General features: G+C 43.7%; 29 protein-coding genes. All 29 read right to left on the reverse strand.

Translation table 11 applies throughout. From position 1 onward, the window contains the following. Positions 1–8 precede the first annotated feature (8 nt). The 29 genes from rpsD to fusA all read right to left on the reverse strand — a co-directional run bounded on the left by rpsD (position 9) and on the right by fusA (position 15,561). A complete protein-coding gene (gene rpsD, locus B5F34_RS09630; protein ID WP_087338001.1) occupies positions 9–614 on the reverse strand; it encodes a 30S ribosomal protein S4 in 606 nt (201 codons plus the stop codon). A 120-nt stretch (positions 615–734) separates the two neighbouring features. Further along, a complete protein-coding gene (gene rpsK / locus B5F34_RS09635; protein ID WP_072529649.1) occupies positions 735–1,124 on the reverse strand; it encodes a 30S ribosomal protein S11 in 390 nt (129 codons plus the stop codon). 12 nt (positions 1,125–1,136) lie between these two features. Next, positions 1,137–1,517, reverse strand: coding sequence for a 30S ribosomal protein S13 (gene rpsM, locus B5F34_RS09640; protein ID WP_072546269.1), 381 nt, complete (start codon positions 1,515–1,517; stop codon positions 1,137–1,139). Between the two features lie 35 nt (positions 1,518–1,552). Continuing rightward, on the reverse strand, positions 1,553–1,669 hold the full coding sequence (gene ykgO / locus B5F34_RS09645) for a type B 50S ribosomal protein L36 (RefSeq protein WP_005645768.1): 117 nt from the start codon (positions 1,667–1,669) through the stop codon (positions 1,553–1,555). 9 nt (positions 1,670–1,678) lie between these two features. After that, the gene (gene infA, locus B5F34_RS09650) at positions 1,679–1,897 is read right to left on the reverse strand and encodes a translation initiation factor IF-1 (protein WP_002558052.1); all 219 of its coding nucleotides are present in this window, start codon (positions 1,895–1,897) and stop codon (positions 1,679–1,681) included. Positions 1,898–1,906: 9 nt separating this feature from the next. Further along, a complete protein-coding gene (gene map, locus B5F34_RS09655) occupies positions 1,907–2,704 on the reverse strand; it encodes a type I methionyl aminopeptidase (RefSeq protein WP_087338004.1) in 798 nt (265 codons plus the stop codon). Positions 2,705–2,717: 13 nt separating this feature from the next. Next, positions 2,718–4,061, reverse strand: a complete 1,344-nt coding sequence (gene secY, locus B5F34_RS09660) for a preprotein translocase subunit SecY (protein ID WP_087338007.1) — start codon at positions 4,059–4,061, stop codon at positions 2,718–2,720. Between the two features lie 4 nt (positions 4,062–4,065). Next, positions 4,066–4,512, reverse strand: coding sequence for a 50S ribosomal protein L15 (gene rplO, locus B5F34_RS09665; RefSeq protein ID WP_087338010.1), 447 nt, complete (start codon positions 4,510–4,512; stop codon positions 4,066–4,068). Between the two features lie 32 nt (positions 4,513–4,544). After that, positions 4,545–4,721, reverse strand: coding sequence for a 50S ribosomal protein L30 (gene rpmD / locus B5F34_RS09670; RefSeq protein WP_087338014.1), 177 nt, complete (start codon positions 4,719–4,721; stop codon positions 4,545–4,547). A 12-nt stretch (positions 4,722–4,733) separates the two neighbouring features. Then, positions 4,734–5,252, reverse strand: a complete 519-nt coding sequence (gene rpsE / locus B5F34_RS09675) for a 30S ribosomal protein S5 (protein ID WP_087338018.1) — start codon at positions 5,250–5,252, stop codon at positions 4,734–4,736. Positions 5,253–5,257: 5 nt separating this feature from the next. Beyond that, positions 5,258–5,602 (reverse strand): 50S ribosomal protein L18, encoded by a 345-nt coding sequence (rplR, locus tag B5F34_RS09680; RefSeq protein ID WP_087338021.1) that lies wholly within the window; start codon positions 5,600–5,602, stop codon positions 5,258–5,260. 20 nt (positions 5,603–5,622) lie between these two features. Further along, entirely contained in the window at positions 5,623–6,192 is a 570-nt protein-coding gene (rplF, locus tag B5F34_RS09685) for a 50S ribosomal protein L6 (protein WP_087338024.1), read from the reverse strand. An 18-nt stretch (positions 6,193–6,210) separates the two neighbouring features. Further along, complete coding sequence (gene rpsH, locus B5F34_RS09690; protein WP_087338028.1) at positions 6,211–6,606, reverse strand: 30S ribosomal protein S8; 396 nt, start codon at positions 6,604–6,606, stop codon at positions 6,211–6,213. Positions 6,607–6,660: 54 nt separating this feature from the next. Further along, positions 6,661–6,960, reverse strand: coding sequence for a 30S ribosomal protein S14 (gene rpsN / locus B5F34_RS09695; RefSeq protein WP_087338031.1), 300 nt, complete (start codon positions 6,958–6,960; stop codon positions 6,661–6,663). 4 nt (positions 6,961–6,964) lie between these two features. Further along, positions 6,965–7,522, reverse strand: a complete 558-nt coding sequence (rplE, locus tag B5F34_RS09700) for a 50S ribosomal protein L5 (protein WP_087338034.1) — start codon at positions 7,520–7,522, stop codon at positions 6,965–6,967. Beyond that, positions 7,522–7,854: a 50S ribosomal protein L24 gene (gene rplX / locus B5F34_RS09705; protein WP_087338037.1), complete on the reverse strand. Its 333-nt coding sequence runs from the start codon at positions 7,852–7,854 to the stop codon at positions 7,522–7,524. The genes rplE and rplX overlap by 1 nt, the downstream gene beginning before the upstream one ends. A gap of 20 nt (positions 7,855–7,874) precedes the next feature. Further along, the gene (gene rplN / locus B5F34_RS09710) at positions 7,875–8,240 is read right to left on the reverse strand and encodes a 50S ribosomal protein L14 (RefSeq protein ID WP_087338040.1); all 366 of its coding nucleotides are present in this window, start codon (positions 8,238–8,240) and stop codon (positions 7,875–7,877) included. Positions 8,241–8,242: 2 nt separating this feature from the next. Further along, positions 8,243–8,512: a 30S ribosomal protein S17 gene (gene rpsQ, locus B5F34_RS09715; protein ID WP_087338043.1), complete on the reverse strand. Its 270-nt coding sequence runs from the start codon at positions 8,510–8,512 to the stop codon at positions 8,243–8,245. After that, entirely contained in the window at positions 8,509–8,706 is a 198-nt protein-coding gene (rpmC, locus tag B5F34_RS09720) for a 50S ribosomal protein L29 (RefSeq protein ID WP_087338045.1), read from the reverse strand. The genes rpsQ and rpmC overlap by 4 nt, the downstream gene beginning before the upstream one ends. A 5-nt stretch (positions 8,707–8,711) precedes the next feature. Then, positions 8,712–9,146 carry a 50S ribosomal protein L16 gene (rplP, locus tag B5F34_RS09725; RefSeq protein ID WP_087338047.1) on the reverse strand — a complete coding sequence of 145 codons (435 nt, stop codon included), beginning with the start codon at positions 9,144–9,146 and terminating at the stop codon, positions 8,712–8,714. A 21-nt stretch (positions 9,147–9,167) separates the two neighbouring features. Further along, positions 9,168–9,899 (reverse strand): 30S ribosomal protein S3, encoded by a 732-nt coding sequence (rpsC, locus tag B5F34_RS09730; RefSeq protein WP_087338049.1) that lies wholly within the window; start codon positions 9,897–9,899, stop codon positions 9,168–9,170. 6 nt (positions 9,900–9,905) lie between these two features. Further along, positions 9,906–10,316, reverse strand: coding sequence for a 50S ribosomal protein L22 (gene rplV, locus B5F34_RS09735; RefSeq protein ID WP_087338052.1), 411 nt, complete (start codon positions 10,314–10,316; stop codon positions 9,906–9,908). A gap of 38 nt (positions 10,317–10,354) precedes the next feature. Next, entirely contained in the window at positions 10,355–10,624 is a 270-nt protein-coding gene (rpsS, locus tag B5F34_RS09740) for a 30S ribosomal protein S19 (protein ID WP_087338057.1), read from the reverse strand. Positions 10,625–10,644: 20 nt separating this feature from the next. Then, positions 10,645–11,469, reverse strand: a complete 825-nt coding sequence (rplB, locus tag B5F34_RS09745) for a 50S ribosomal protein L2 (RefSeq protein WP_087338060.1) — start codon at positions 11,467–11,469, stop codon at positions 10,645–10,647. A 5-nt stretch (positions 11,470–11,474) separates the two neighbouring features. Then, positions 11,475–11,768, reverse strand: coding sequence for a 50S ribosomal protein L23 (gene rplW / locus B5F34_RS09750; protein ID WP_087338063.1), 294 nt, complete (start codon positions 11,766–11,768; stop codon positions 11,475–11,477). Positions 11,769–11,771: 3 nt separating this feature from the next. Continuing rightward, positions 11,772–12,410 (reverse strand): 50S ribosomal protein L4, encoded by a 639-nt coding sequence (gene rplD / locus B5F34_RS09755; RefSeq protein WP_087338066.1) that lies wholly within the window; start codon positions 12,408–12,410, stop codon positions 11,772–11,774. Beyond that, positions 12,410–13,027, reverse strand: coding sequence for a 50S ribosomal protein L3 (gene rplC, locus B5F34_RS09760; RefSeq protein ID WP_087338067.1), 618 nt, complete (start codon positions 13,025–13,027; stop codon positions 12,410–12,412). Before rplC ends, rplD begins: the two co-directional genes overlap by 1 nt. 24 nt (positions 13,028–13,051) lie before the next feature. After that, entirely contained in the window at positions 13,052–13,357 is a 306-nt protein-coding gene (gene rpsJ / locus B5F34_RS09765) for a 30S ribosomal protein S10 (RefSeq protein WP_004291244.1), read from the reverse strand. Between the two features lie 86 nt (positions 13,358–13,443). Next, positions 13,444–15,561 (reverse strand): elongation factor G, encoded by a 2,118-nt coding sequence (fusA, locus tag B5F34_RS09770; protein WP_087338069.1) that lies wholly within the window; start codon positions 15,559–15,561, stop codon positions 13,444–13,446. Positions 15,562–15,591 lie beyond the last annotated feature (30 nt).

Consider the following 15,591-nt stretch of genomic DNA (forward strand, 5'->3'; position numbering starts at 1 on the left):
ATTAATTATTATTTAGAATACAATTCTACGATCAAATGTTCTTTAATATTTTCAGGAATGTCTGCTCTTTCAGGCACATGAAGCAACTTACCAACCTTTGCATTGTCATCCCATTCCAACCAAGGATATTTGCTGTGGTTGAATCCAGCCAACGAATTGGCAATAACCTCAAGCGACTTAGAGCGTTCACGCACACCCACCACTTGACCAGGCTTAACCGCATAAGACGGAATATTAACCACTTCGCCATCTACAGTAATGTGTCTGTGGCTTACCAGCTGACGGGCAGCGGCACGCGTAGGAGCGATACCCAAGCGATAAACAATATTGTCTAAGCGACCTTCCAGCAACTGAAGCAGGACTTCACCCGTAATGCCTTTGGCGGTGGCTGCCTTCTCAAACAAATTGCGGAACTGTTTTTCCAAAACGCCGTATGTATATTTGGCTTTTTGCTTTTCACGCAACTGCACACCATATTCAGAAGTCTTTCTCTTTCTGGAATTACCATGTTGTCCAGGAGGATAGTTCTTTTTCGAGAGAACTTTATCAGCTCCAAAAATACCTTCACCGAATTTACGGGCTATTCTTGATTTTGGTCCAGTATATCTAGCCATTTTTCTTTCTTAATTTTAAATTGTTATTGATGAACTCAATTTGTTGCAGCCGCGATTGCAGAGAAGAATTTGATACAATCCAATAACAAAATCAAGTTTCATTCTAATTAAAGGTAATTTTTATACTCTACGTCTTTTCGGAGGACGACATCCGTTATGCGGCAACGGCGTAACGTCGATAATTTCTGTCACTTCGATACCTGCACCATGAACGGTTCTGATAGCAGACTCACGGCCATTGCCCGGACCCTTCACGTATGCCTTCACTTTTCTCAAGCCCAAATCATACGCAACTTTTGCACAATCCTGTGCAGCCATTTGTGCGGCATACGGCGTGTTCTTCTTGGAACCTCTGAATCCCATTTTTCCGGCAGAAGACCAAGAGATAATCTGGCCTTCGCTGTTTGCCAGAGAAACAATAATGTTGTTAAAAGAGGAATGAACGTGCAATTGACCGTTGGCATCCACCTTTACATTTTTCTTTTTTGCTGCAACTGTTTTTTTTGCCATATCAACTAATTATTATTTAGTAGCTTTTTTCTTATTAGCAACGGTTTTCTTCTTACCCTTACGTGTACGAGCATTGTTCTTCGTGCTTTGGCCTCTAACGGGCAAGCCCAGACGATGACGCACACCACGGTAACAACCGATATCCATCAGACGCTTAATGTTCAATTGAACCTCAGAACGAAGGTCACCTTCCACTTTGTACTCTGCGCCAATGATCTCACGAATCTTGGCAGCCTGATCATCCGTCCAGTCTTTTACTTTCAGGTCTTTGTCAACACCTGCTTTATCCAATATTTTTGCTGAACTACTACGACCTATTCCATAAATATAGGTCAAAGCGATTTCACCTCTCTTGTTTTGGGGCAAATCGACACCAACTATTCTTATAGCCATATACTAAGATTATTTTTTTTGCAAAAATAATAAATTTATCCTTGACGTTGCTTATACTTAGGATTTTTCTTGTTAATCACATACAAACGGCCTTTGCGTCTAACGATTTTACATTCCGGTGTACGTTTCTTTAAAGATGCTCTTACTTTCATATCTCAATGTTATTTATATCTAAAGACAATTCTACCTTTTGACAAATCATAAGGGGACATTTCAACTCTCACTTTATCACCCGGCAAGATTTTGATGTAATGCATACGCATCTTACCAGAAATATGCGCAGTAATTTCATGTCCGTTTTCCAATTCTACCCGAAACATTGCGTTGGACAATGCTTCTACGATTACTCCATCTTGTTCGATTGCAGATTGCTTCGCCATATTAATTCTTTAAATTGCGTTATCTCCTAATACTTCTTCAATGAAATCAAATGATGACAAAATATCAGCTTTTCCTGATGTAATTGCAATGGTATGTTCAAAATGGGCAGCACACTTTCTGTCTTTCGTACGAACTGACCAATTATCATTCTCCATCACAATCTGTCTGGCTCCCAAAGTAATCATTGGCTCGATAGCAATACACAAACCCTTCTTCAACACCGTTCCATAACCACGCTTTCCATAATTAGGAACTTGCGGATCTTCGTGCATTTCTTTTCCGATACCATGCCCCACAAACTCACGGACAACACCGTAAGAATGTGCTTCGCAATGTTGCTGAATGGCATATCCTATATCACCGATGCGCTTACCTGGCACAGCATTTTCAATGCCAAGATAAAGAGCCTCTTTCGTGACTCTCAAAAGTTGACGAATCTCCTCTGCAACTTCACCCACACAAAAAGTATAAGCGGAATCCCCGCAAAAACCATTCATATAGGTACCACAGTCCACAGAGAGAATATCACCGTCCTTCAACACGACATTTCCCGGAATACCATGTACTACCTGCTCATTGACAGAAGTACAGATTGAAGCGGGAAACGGAGATCCATAAGGATTAGGAAATCCCTTGAATGTAGGGACAGCACCATTATCGCGAATGAATTCTTCGGCTATCTTGTCAAGTTCTCCGGTAGTAACTCCTGGCTTGACAGCTTTGGCTATTTCTGCCAAAGTCTGTCCTACCAGTAAGTTACTCTTACGAAGTAACTCAATTTCATCATCCGTTTTAAGAAATATCATCTTCTTCTCCCAATTAATAGGCGGCTATATTAGCGCTACGACCCTTGATTCGTCCGGTTTTCAACAAGCCGTCATAATGTCTCATCAACAAATGACTCTCAACCTGCTGCAATGTATCAAGAACTACACCGACCAGAATCAACAACGAAGTACCACCAAAGAACTGTGCGAATTCCGAGGTCACACCAAACAAGCCTGCAAAAGCCGGCATGATAGCAACCAAGGCCAAGAAGAAAGAACCCGGCAAAGTAATGCGCGACATAATCACATCAATATATTCTGCCGTACTTTTTCCGGGCTTGATTCCCGGAATAAAGCCATTATTCCTCTTCATATCCTCGGCCATCTGAGTAGGATTTATAGTAATTGCGGTATAGAAATAAGTAAAGACAATGATCAATATCGCAAAAACCAGATTATACCAGAAACTCGTATGGTCAGTAAACGCACGGGCAAAACCACTCAAATTATCAACATTGGAAAAACCGATGAAAGTGATAGGGATGAACATGATTGCCTGAGCAAAGATGATAGGCATCACGTTAGCAGCATTAACCTTCAAAGGGATGTACTGACGCGCACCACCATATTGCTTGTTGCCCACTATTTTCTTTGCATACTGCACAGGTATCTTACGGGTTCCCTGAACCAAAAGAATAGCAGCAGCAATCACCAACAGCAAAACAACAATCTCAATCAAGAACATCACCAGACCACCCGTCTTATCAGTCATACGGGAAATCAACTCCTGAAACAGCGATTGAGGCAAACGGGCAATGATACCGACCATAATAATCAATGAGATACCGTTACCGATACCCTTATCCGTAATACGCTCGCCCAGCCACAAGATGAACATACTTCCAGCAGCCAAGAATATGGTGGAAGCAACCATAAACCAAGTCCAGTCTAATGAAGCATTTAAGGAAGGACCTGCCTGCATTTTCAAGTTGAACAAATAGGAAGGTGCCTGAACAAACAACACGAGAATCGTAAGATAACGCGTGTATTGATTCATCTTCCTTCTGCCACTCTCGCCTTCACGCTGTAACTTCTGGAAATAAGGAACAGCTATTCCTAACAACTGAATTACAATAGAGGCAGAGATGTAAGGCATAATTCCCAATGCAAAAATAGAAGCATTTGAGAATGCTCCACCCGAAAACATATTCAGCAAGGCTAAAAGGCCCTCACTTGTTTGTTGATGCAATTGCGAAAGCATTGACGGATTGATACCCGGCAATACAACGTATGAACCGAAACGGTAAATTGCCACAAACAATATGGTAATGAGGATCCGTTGCCTCAGATCCTCAATTTTCCATATATTCTTTAATGTTTCAATAGCTTTTCTCATTGAATCAGAGTTTTACTACTTGTCCGCCAACAGCTTCAATGGCAGCGACAGCCGTCTTGGAGAACGCATGAGCCTGCACATCGACTTTAGCAGTCAAAGTTCCATTACCTAAAATCTTGACCAGTTGTTTAGAAGAAACAAAACCAGCCGCAATCAGGTCGTTAATACCAACAACCTGCAGATTCTTAGCCTCGGCCAACTTTTGAACAGTATCCAAATTGATAGCCTTGTATTCTACACGATTGATGTTCTTAAAGCCAAATTTCGGAACACGGCGTTGAAGAGGCATCTGACCACCCTCAAAACCTATTTTCTTAGAATAGCCCGATCTTGACTTAGCACCCTTATGACCGCGCGTAGAAGTCCCGCCCAATCCGGAACCCGGACCACGACCGATTCTTTTTCTAGTCTTTGTAGAGCCGGCAGCTGGCTTCAAATTATTTAAGTTCATATCCTAAAGTTCTTAATTATTCAACAATAATTTTACTTCACGATGGTAACAAGATGTTTCACCTTATCAACCATACCCAGAATTGAAGGAGTGCATTCGTGTTCAACCACACGATTCAACTTACGAAGACCCAGGGCATCGAGCGTTCTTTTCTGATCAACGGGAGCACCGATTCTACTCTTTATCTGTTTAATCTTTATAGTTGGCATAAAAGTTCCTCCTTAACCTCTAAATACTTTATCAATAGAAATACCTCTGTTTTGTGCAACCATGCGTGCATCACGCATTTCGCTCAAAGCCAAGATTGTTGCCTTCACCAGGTTATGAGGGTTAGAGGATCCCTTAGACTTAGCCAATACATCCGTCACACCCACACTCTCCAACACGGCACGCATTGCACCACCGGCAACAACTCCCGTACCATGAGAAGCTGGCTTAATAAACACCTCAGCACCGCCAAACCTTGCAGACTGTTCGTGGGGGACAGTACCTTTCAGGACCGGAACTTTCGTCAAGTTCTTCTTGGCAGCCTCTACACCTTTGGCAATGGCTGCGGTCACTTCACCGGCTTTACCCAGTCCCCAGCCGATAATGCCTTCTTCATTACCAACTACAACAATAGCTGCAAAAGTAAAAGTTCTACCACCCTTCGTAACCTTAGTTACGCGATTGATGGCAACCAGTCTATCTTTCAGCTCTATGTCGTTTGAAATCTTAACTCTATTATTCAGCTTTGCCATAATGATTAAAATTTAAGTCCACCGTTACGGGCTGCATCAGCCACTTCTTTAACTCTTCCATGATACAGATAACCATTACGGTCGAACACTACAGTCGTGATGCCAGCTTCCTGCGCCTTTTTCGCAATCAGTTCACCCACCTTGGCAGCCTGCTCCTTCTTCGTCATCTTCTCAGTCATTCCCAATGAAGAGGCTGCAGCCAAAGTTCTCCCTGTCAAATCGTCGATTACTTGCACATAGATCTGCTTGTTGCTTCTGAACACACTCATACGCGGGCATTCAGGAGTTCCCGAAACCTTATTGCGTACTCTATATTTGATCTTAATTCGTCTTTCTATCTTTGTAGTCATAATACTATCAATTTAAAAGGTTACTTCGCACCGGCAGATTTACCAGATTTTCTACGAATTTCTTCACCGACAAACTTAACACCCTTACCTTTATACGGTTCAGGCTTACGGAAAGAACGTATCTTAGAGCAAACTTGACCAAGCAGCTGTTTGTCACAAGACTCCAGAATGATGAGAGGATTCTTATTTCTTTCAGACTTAGTCTCCACTTTGATTTCAGGCGGCAACTGGATAAAAATATTATGCGTATAACCTAAAGCCAGTTCAATGATGTTACCTTGGTTAGAAGCACGGTAACCCACACCGACAAGCTCCAATTCTTTCTTATAACCTTCCGAAACGCCAACCACCATGTTATGTATCAAAGCACGATACAAACCATGATAAGCATGCTTTTGCTTAGGATTATCCAACATAGCATCAGCTTTCTCAGCCAATACCACATGGTTATCGCTAATAGTGACTTCGATCGCGGGATTTACATACTGGCTCAATTCACCTTTGGGTCCCTTTACAGTAACCACATCATCCTTCAGTGTAACCGTTACACCGGCCGGAATGTTTACGGGCAATTTTCCTATTCTAGACATTACAAATTCCTCCGACGATTAATAAACATAACACAATACCTCACCACCGATCTTCAGCTGAGAAGCCTCTTTATCTGTCATCACACCTTTGGAAGTAGACAGGATAGCAATGCCCAAGCCATTGATTACGCGCGGCATATCCTTATAGCCGGTATATTTACGCATACCCGGAGAAGAAATTCTCTGCAGTTTCTTGATAGCGTTAACCTTGTTTACCGGGTCGTACTTCAAAGCGACCTTAATCGTTCCTTGCGGGCCATCTTCGATGAACTTATAGTTCAAGATATAGCCTTTTTCGAAAAGGATTTTCGTAATTTCCTTTTTCAAATTAGAAGCGGGAATTTCCACTACTCTGTGCTTTGCCTGAATAGCATTCCGCAATCTAGTCAAATAATCTGCTATTGGATCAGTCATATAAAATAAAATTAAATTAATCAGGACTACCCTGACAATATTTAAACTAAAAAATTACCAGCTTGCCTTCTTCACACCGGGGATAAGACCATTGGAAGCCATCTCACGGAACTGGATTCTGGAGATACCGAACTGACGGATATAACCTTTGGGGCGTCCTGTCAGCTTGCAACGGTTGTGCAAACGGATCGGGTTAGAGTTTTTCGGCAACATCTGCAACTTCTGTGCAGCTTCATAAGCTTCGGCCGGCTCACCCGTTCTGATGATTTGCTTCAACGCAGCTCTTTTCTCGGCATATTTGGCTACTAATTTGGCACGTCTTACCTCACGCGCTTTCATTGATTCCTTTGCCATATTCTCAATCGTTTTTTGCGTTCTTAAACGGTAAACCAAATTCTTTCAGCAATGCATATCCTTCTTCGTCAGTCTTGGCTGAAGTTACAAAGGTAATATTCATTCCGAGAATTCGGGTTATACTGTCGATATTAATTTCAGGGAAAATGATTTGTTCCTGGATACCCAGTGTATAATTACCCTTACCATCAAACTTGCTTTCGATTCCCTTGAAGTCACGGATACGCGGAAGAGCCACTCTCACGAGTCTTTCCAAGAACTCATACATTCTCTCACGGCGCAAAGTCACCATAACACCGATAGGCATTTTCTTACGCAACTTGAAGTTTGCGATGTCCTTGCGTGAAACAGTAGCCACTGCCTTTTGACCGGTGATAGCAGTCAGTTCGCTGATGGCAACATCAATAATCTTCTTGTCAGCCACAGCCATTCCCAAGCCCTGATTAATCACAATCTTCTTGAGAACAGGCACTTGCATAGAAGAAGAATACTGGAATTGTGACTTCAATGCAGGAGCAATACGCTCTGCATATTCTTTTTTAAGGCTAGCAGTATTACCCATTACTTAATCTCCTCCTCTGATTTTTTAGAATAACGCACTAAAGTTTTCTTGCCATTGGCATTCACAACTTCTTTTCTTCCAATACGTGTCGGTTTTCCAGTTTTCGGATCAACCGGGTTCAAATTTGAAATATGCACAGATGCCTCCTGCTTCACAATTCCACCTTGAGGATTCTTTGCGCTCGGCTTCGTGCTCTTTGATACCATATTGATACCTTCAACGATGGCCCGGTTCTTCTTCACCAGAACCTGCAACACACGACCAGTCTTTCCCTTGTCTTCACCAGAGTTAACGTAAACTGTATCGCCTTTCTTTATATGTAATTTAGCCATTACTTAAATCTTTTACAATATTAAAGCACCTCAGGAGCGAGTGAAACGACTTTCATATTTGTGGCACGAAGTTCACGGGCTACCGGACCAAAAATACGGCTGCCACGAATTTCACCAGCATTATTCAACAACACGCAAGCATTATCATCAAAACGTATGTAAGAACCATCCGGACGACGGATTTCCTTCTTAGTACGTACGATCAAAGCCTTAGACACTGCACCTTTTTTAATATCACTTGAAGGGATGACGCTCTTAACAGAAACAACAATCACATCCCCTACAGAAGCATAACGACGACCTGTACCGCCCAAAACACGGATACAGAGAGCTTCCTTAGCTCCGCTATTGTCACATACCGTAAGTCTGGATTCTGCTTGTATCATAATCACTTAGCTCTTTCAATAATTTCTACTACTCTCCATCTCTTCGTCTTGCTCAAAGGACGAGTTTCCATAATCCGCACAGTATCGCCAACATTGCACTCATTCTTTTCATCATGAGCATGATATTTTTTTGTCTTGCTGACGAACTTTCCATAAATGGGGTGTTTTTCCTTAAATTTGGCAGCAACGGTAATGGTCTTATCCATCTTATTGCTGATCACAACGCCCGTTCTTTCTTTTCTTAAATTTCTTGCTTCCATCAAACTCATCATTTATTGTTAAGTTCTCTTTGGCGTAATTCAGTCTTCATACGCGCAATTGTCCTGCGTAATTGTTTGATCTGAGCAGGATTGTCCAACGGAGAGATAGAATGGTTCAGCAACATTTGCTGATAATTACCCATTTCTGCTTCCAGTCTTTCCACCAAATCCTTGGTAGCCATTTCTCTAATTTCTGCAATCTTCATAACTCTTACGCATTTTGATTTTGAATATCATAATCACGTCTTACCACAAACTTGGTTGTGATAGGAAGCTTCTGTGCAGCCAGACGCAAAGCCTCCTTGGCGATTTCATAAGATACACCCTCAGCTTCAATAATAATTCTTCCCGGAGTAACAGGTGCCACGAATCCCTCGGGGTTACCTTTACCTTTACCCATACGTACATCAGCAGGCTTTCTCGTGATAGGTTTGTCAGGGAATATACGAATCCAGATCTGTCCTTGACGTTGCATATATCTTGTCACTGCAATACGAGCAGCTTCAATCTGACGGCCCGTAATCCACTTTGTCTCCAAAGCCTTAATGCCGAAAGAGCCAAAAGCCAACTGGTTGCCTCTTTGAGCATTACCTTTCTGACGGCCCTTTTGTTGTCTTCTGAATTTTGTTTTTTTCGGTTGTAACATAATTCCTAAAAATCAAATCAGTTAGCGATTGTTATTTTTCTTTCTTTTGAAGTTTCGACCGCCATTGCCGCCGTTATTGCTGCTACGACCGCTTTCTTTCTGGGTAAAGTTGGGTGCCAACTCACGCTTTCCATACACTTCACCTCTGCAAATCCAAACCTTGATACCCAGCACACCGACCTTCGTCAATGCTTCTGCATGACAGTAATCGATGTCAGCTCTGAAAGTATGCAACGGGGTTCTTCCTTCCTTATACATTTCGGAACGGGCGATTTCAGCTCCGTTCAAACGTCCAGAAATCTGGACCTTGATGCCTTCGGCACCCATGCGCATCGTGTTGGCGATAGCCATCTTGATAGCACGGCGATAGGCAATCTTGCCTTCAACCTGACGGGCGATGTTGTTAGCCACGATCACAGCATCCAACTCAGGTCTCTTAACTTCGAAGATGTTAATCTGAATATCCTTATCGGTAATCTTCTTCAGTTCTTCCTTCAACTTATCAACTTCCTGACCGCCTTTACCGATGATGATACCCGGGCGCGCTGTACAAACAGTAATAGTAACCAGCTTCAATGTGCGCTCAATGACAATTCTTGAAACGCTGGCCTTTGCAAGTCTGGCGTTCAAATATTTACGGATTTTGCTATCTTCCAGCAAAGAATCGCCGTAGTTCTTGCCGCCATACCAATTGGAATCCCAACCTCTGATAATACCTAAACGGTTGCTTATTGGATTAACTTTTTGTCCCATTACACCTTAATTTTGATCTTCGTTATTACTTTTAGAACCAACGAACAAAGTCACATGGTTTGAACGCTTGCGAATTCTATAACCTCTTCCCTGCGGAGCCGGACGCATTCTCTTCAGCGTAGCACCACCATCAACATAAATCTTTGTTATATACAATTCGCCGCTCTCTGCCTTCCGTTCGTTTTTCTGTTCCCAGTTAGCAATCGCAGAACGCAACAACTTTTCCAATCTCGCGGCAGCTTCCTTAGAAGAGAATTTCAAAACGCCCAATGCCCGATTCACTTCCATTCCGCGAATCATGTCAGCTACAAGACGCATTTTGCGGGGAGAAGTAGGAACATTCTGCAGTTTTGCAAAATACATGGTCTTAAGGGCTTCTTTTCTCTTTTCAGCCGATATTTTTTTTCTAGCTCCCATTATATTATTACTTTTTTTATTTCAATAAAAGACCTGTCTTATTTTTTCTTGTTACCCGCATGGCCTCTGAACGTACGTGTCGGAGCGAACTCGCCCAGCTTGTGTCCTACCATGTTCTCCGTAACATAAACAGGAATAAATTTATTTCCATTGTGAACTGCAACGGTATGCCCGACAAAGTCCGGCGAAATCATTGAAGCTCTGGCCCAAGTCTTAACCACCACTTTCTTGCCACTTTCGTTCATGGCAAAAATCTTCTTCTCAAGCTTTACGTTAATATACGGACCTTTTTTTAATGAACGACTCATAAATTACTCAATTAATCAGGTTACTTCTTTCTTCTCTCAATAATATACTTAGACGACTGCTTCTTCGGAGCTCTTGTCTTAAGTCCCTTAGCATACAAGCCCTTGCGGGATCTCGGATGTCCACCGGAAGCGCGGCCTTCACCACCACCCATCGGGTGATCTACAGGGTTCATCACAACGCCACGGTTGCGCGGACGGCGTCCTAACCAGCGTGTGCGTCCAGCCTTACCGGAGCTTTCCAACGCATGGTCAGAATTACCTACGCTACCGATAGTAGCCTTGCAAGTAGACAAGATTTTACGAAGTTCACCTGAAGGCAGTTTGATCACACAATAACTACCCTCTCTGGAGGTCAACTGAGCAAAGTTACCGGCCGAACGAACCAAAGCAGCGCCTTGACCCGGACGCAATTCAATATTGTGAATCACAGTACCGACCGGAATATTCTGAAGAGGAAGTGCATTACCTATTTCAGGAGCAGCGTTTTCACCTGACATGATAGTCGCACCAACTTTCAATCCATTGGGAGCAATAATATATCTCTTCTCACCGTCTGCATAAAACAACAAAGCGATACGAGCCGAACGATTCGGATCATATTCAATTGTTTTCACTACAGCCGGCACACCGTCTTTATTTCTCTTGAAATCTACAATGCGAATCACCTTCTTATGACCTCCACCAATGTAGCGCATAGTCATCTTACCTACATTGTTACGACCACCTGAGGATTTCGTTCCAAATACAAGAGACTTTTCTGGTACCCGTGCAGTAATTTCTTCGAAAGTACCAATAATTTTATGTCTTTGCCCCGGTGTTGTGGGCTTAAATTTACGTACTGCCATTTCTATTAAATATTGCTATAAAAATCAATCGTATCGCCTTCTTTCAATGTAACAATTGCCTTCTTAAAAGCATTTGTACGGCCATTGATAAGACCGGCTTTCGTGTAACGAGACTTGCTCTTGCCCGCATAACGCATGGTATTCACATCCATTACCGTTACATTGTAAAGGGCCTCTACTTCTTTCTTAATTTCCAGTTTATTAGCATCAGGACGCACGATAAAACCGAAGCGGTTGTTAGCCTTCTCGGTTATTGCGGTCATCTTTTCTGTCACTAACGGTTTAATAATAATTCCCATTATTTAAGCCTCCTTTTTACATAAGATATTTTCAATGGCAGAAAGAGCGTTCTCTGTAAGCACGAGAACCCCTGCATCCAACACCCGATAAGTGTTTAGACCAGAGACTGTCTGCACATTTGCCCTTTTCAAATTACGAGCCGACAAATATACGTTTTTATTTGCTTCCGGGAAAACCATAAGCAGCTTCTTGTCAGAAACTTTAAGATTTTTTGCAATATTTACAAATTCTTTGGTTCTCGGAGCGTCAAAACTGAAGTCCTCAACAACGATAATAGCGTTATTCTGAGCCTTGTAAGACAAAGCCGACTTACGGGCCAGAGCCTTCACTTTCTTGTTCAATTTAAAGGAATAGTCACGAGGTTTCGGACCAAAAACACGGCCACCACCTACCAGCACAGGCGAATTCATATCACCACGACGTGCACCGCCGCCACCTTTCTGACGACCAATCTTGCGCGTAGAACCGCTGATTTCGCTTCTTTCCTTAGACTTGTGAGTGCCCTGACGCTGGTTTGCCATAAACTGTTTAACATCCAAGTAAATAGCGTGGTCGTTGGGCTCAATTCCGAAGATAGATTCGTTCAACGTAACCTTTCTTCCGGTGTCTTCACCTTTAATGTTATATACGTTAACTTCCATTATTTCTCAATTATTACGATTGAACCTTTGCAACCAGGAACAGACCCCTTGATGAGCAGGAGGTTATGCTCCGCGATTACTTTTAATACTTGCAGGTTTTGAACAGTTACTCTGTTACCACCCATCTGTCCACCCATTCGCATGCCTTTGAAGACCTTTGCAGGGTAAGAACAAGCACCAATAGAACCCGGTTTGCGTGCGCGGTTGTGCTGACCGTGAGTAGTCTGGCCTACACCGCCGAAACCATGTCTCTTAACAACACCCTGGAAACCCTTACCCTTGGAAGTACCAATAACGTCAACAAACGTAGAGTCATTGAACAGTTCCACTGTAACGGTGTCACCCAGGTTCAGTTCTGTCTCAAATTCTTTGAACTCAGCCAAGTGTTTCTTGGGGGTTACTCCGGCCTTCTTGAAATGGCCCATCAGAGGCTTTGTAGTGTGCTTCTCTTTCTTGTCCTGAAAGCCCAGCTGAACGGCTGCATAACCGTCCTTTTCTACAGTCTTCACTTGAGTAACTACACAAGGACCAGCTTCGATAACAGTGCATGGTACATTTTTACCCTCGGCACTGAAAACGGATGTCATTCCGATTTTTTTTCCTAATAATCCTGGCATTTCACTAAATTTTTAATACACTTTTTACACTTTGATTTCTACTTCCACACCGCTCGGCAACTCCAGCTTCATCAGCGCATCAACGGTCTTAGCCGTAGAGCTATAGATGTCAATCAGTCTCTTGTAAGAAGAGAGTTCGAATTGCTCGCGTGACTTCTTGTTTACGAAAGTCGAACGGTTTACGGTAAAGATACGCTTGTGCGTGGGCAGAGGAATGGGTCCGCTCACGATAGCACCCGTTGTCTTCACAGTTCTTACAATCTTCTCAGCCGACTTGTCAACCAAGTTGTGGTCGTAAGATTTCAGTTTGATTCTAATTTTCTGACTCATTGTCTTAACTAAAAGTTTGATATTACACAAAGAAGCACCGCAGGTTAAGAGTCATTCGCTAACCTGCGGGCTTTATTTATTAATTATTAAAGCAGATCAACACGTCCCTTTACTTCTTCCAACACAGCCTTGGCAATAGAAGTAGAAACCTGAGCGTGGTGGTCGTAAGTCATAGAAGAAGTGGCACGGCCGGAAGTAATGGTACGCAAAGCCGTTACGTAACCAAACATTTCTGCCAGCGGAACCATAGCCTTCACGATACGGGCACCGGAACGGCTGGACTCCATACCTTCCACCTGACCGCGACGCTTGTTCAAGTCGCCAATCACGTCACCCATGTTTTCTTCCGGAGTAACAACTTCCAGCTTCATAATGGGCTCCATCAGCACAGGACCTGCCTTGGCACATGCGTTCTTATAAGCCTGGATGGCACAGATTTCGAACGAGAGCTGGTCAGAGTCAACGGGGTGGAACGAACCATCAAGCAGCGTCACCTTCAGATTATCCATCGGGAAGCCTGCCAACACACCGTTCTTCATGGCAGTCTGGAAGCCCTTCTGTACAGAGGGGATGAACTCCTTGGGGATGTTACCGCCCGTCACCTCGTTGATGAACTGCAGGCCACCTTCCTTAAAGTCCTCATCTACCGGACCAACGTTAACGATGATATCAGCGAACTTACCGCGACCACCCGACTGTTTCTTGTAAACCTCGCGGAGGTTGACAGTCTTGGTGATAGCCTCCTTGTAGTTAACCTGAGGCTTACCCTGGTTACACTCAACCTTGAACTCACGTTTCAGACGGTCGATGATGATATCCAGGTGAAGCTCACCCATACCGGAGATAACCGTCTGTCCGGTCTGTTCATCGGTACGAACCGTGAACGTGGGGTCTTCTTCAGCCAGCTTGGCCAGACCGTTGGACAGTTTGTCCATATCTTTCTGCGTCTTAGGCTCTACAGCGATACCGATAACGGGTTCGGGGAAGTCCATGGATTCAAGCACGATGGGGGCAGTTTCGTCACACAACGTATCACCCGTACGGATATCTTTAAAACCTACACCGGCACCGATGTCACCGGCAGAAATCACTTCTACAGGATTCTGCTTATTGGAGTGCATCTGGAACAAGCGGGATACACGTTCCTTCTTGCCCGAACGGCTGTTGTAGATATAAGAACCGGCTTCTACCTTACCGGAGTAAACGCGGAAGAATGTCAGACGGCCTACATAGGGGTCCGTAGCAATCTTAAAGGCCAGAGCAGACGTCTTTTCGTCCTCATCCGGTTTGCGGTCTTCTTCTTCACCCGTTGTAGGATTCGTACCTACGATGTTGGGGGTATCCAACGGTGAAGGCAAGAATGCGCACACGTAATCCAACAGGGTCTGCACACCTTTGTTCTTGAACGAAGAACCGCACAGCATGGGAACGATATCCATCTTCAATGTAGCGGCACGCAAGCCACGGAGGATTTCCTCTTCGGTAATCGTAGAAGGATCGTCGAAGAATTTCTCCATCAAAGCATCGTCATACTCAGCTACCGTCTCCAGCATCTTGCCTCTCCATTCTTCGGCCTCATCCTTCAAGTTAGCGGGGATTTCTTCTACATCGTAGTCGGCACCCATAGTTTCGTCATGCCACAAAATAGCCTTCATCTTAATCAGGTCGACCACGCCCTTGAAGTTTTCTTCAGCACCGATGGGGATAACAATAGCACACGGACGAGCGCCCAGAATCTCCTTCATCTGACGGAGCACTTCAAAGAAGTCTGCGCCCGAACGGTCCATCTTGTTCACATAACCGATACGGGGAACATTATACTTGTCAGCCTGGCGCCAAACCGTTTCAGACTGCGGCTCAACACCACCTACAGCACAGTACGTAGCCACGGCACCATCCAATACACGCAAAGAGCGCTCCACTTCGGCCGTGAAGTCCACGTGTCCCGGAGTGTCAATCAGATTGATTTTGTACTTGTGACCTGCATAATTCCAGTAAGTCGTGGTAGCAGCAGAAGTAATGGTGATACCACGTTCCTGCTCCTGTTCCATCCAGTCCATTGTAGCGGCGCCGTCGTGCACTTCACCAATCTTGTGCGTCAAGCCCGTGTAGTACAGGATACGTTCAGAAGTCGTAGTCTTACCGGCATCAATGTGGGCCATGATACCGATATTACGCGTTAAATGTAAATCTTGTTTTGCCATTATTGTCCTTTTACTTTAATGAGTTTCTAA

The organism is Mediterranea sp. An20 (assembly GCF_002160055.1).
In the GTDB taxonomy this organism is placed as follows: Bacteria; Bacteroidota; Bacteroidia; order Bacteroidales; family Bacteroidaceae; genus Bacteroides; species Bacteroides avicola.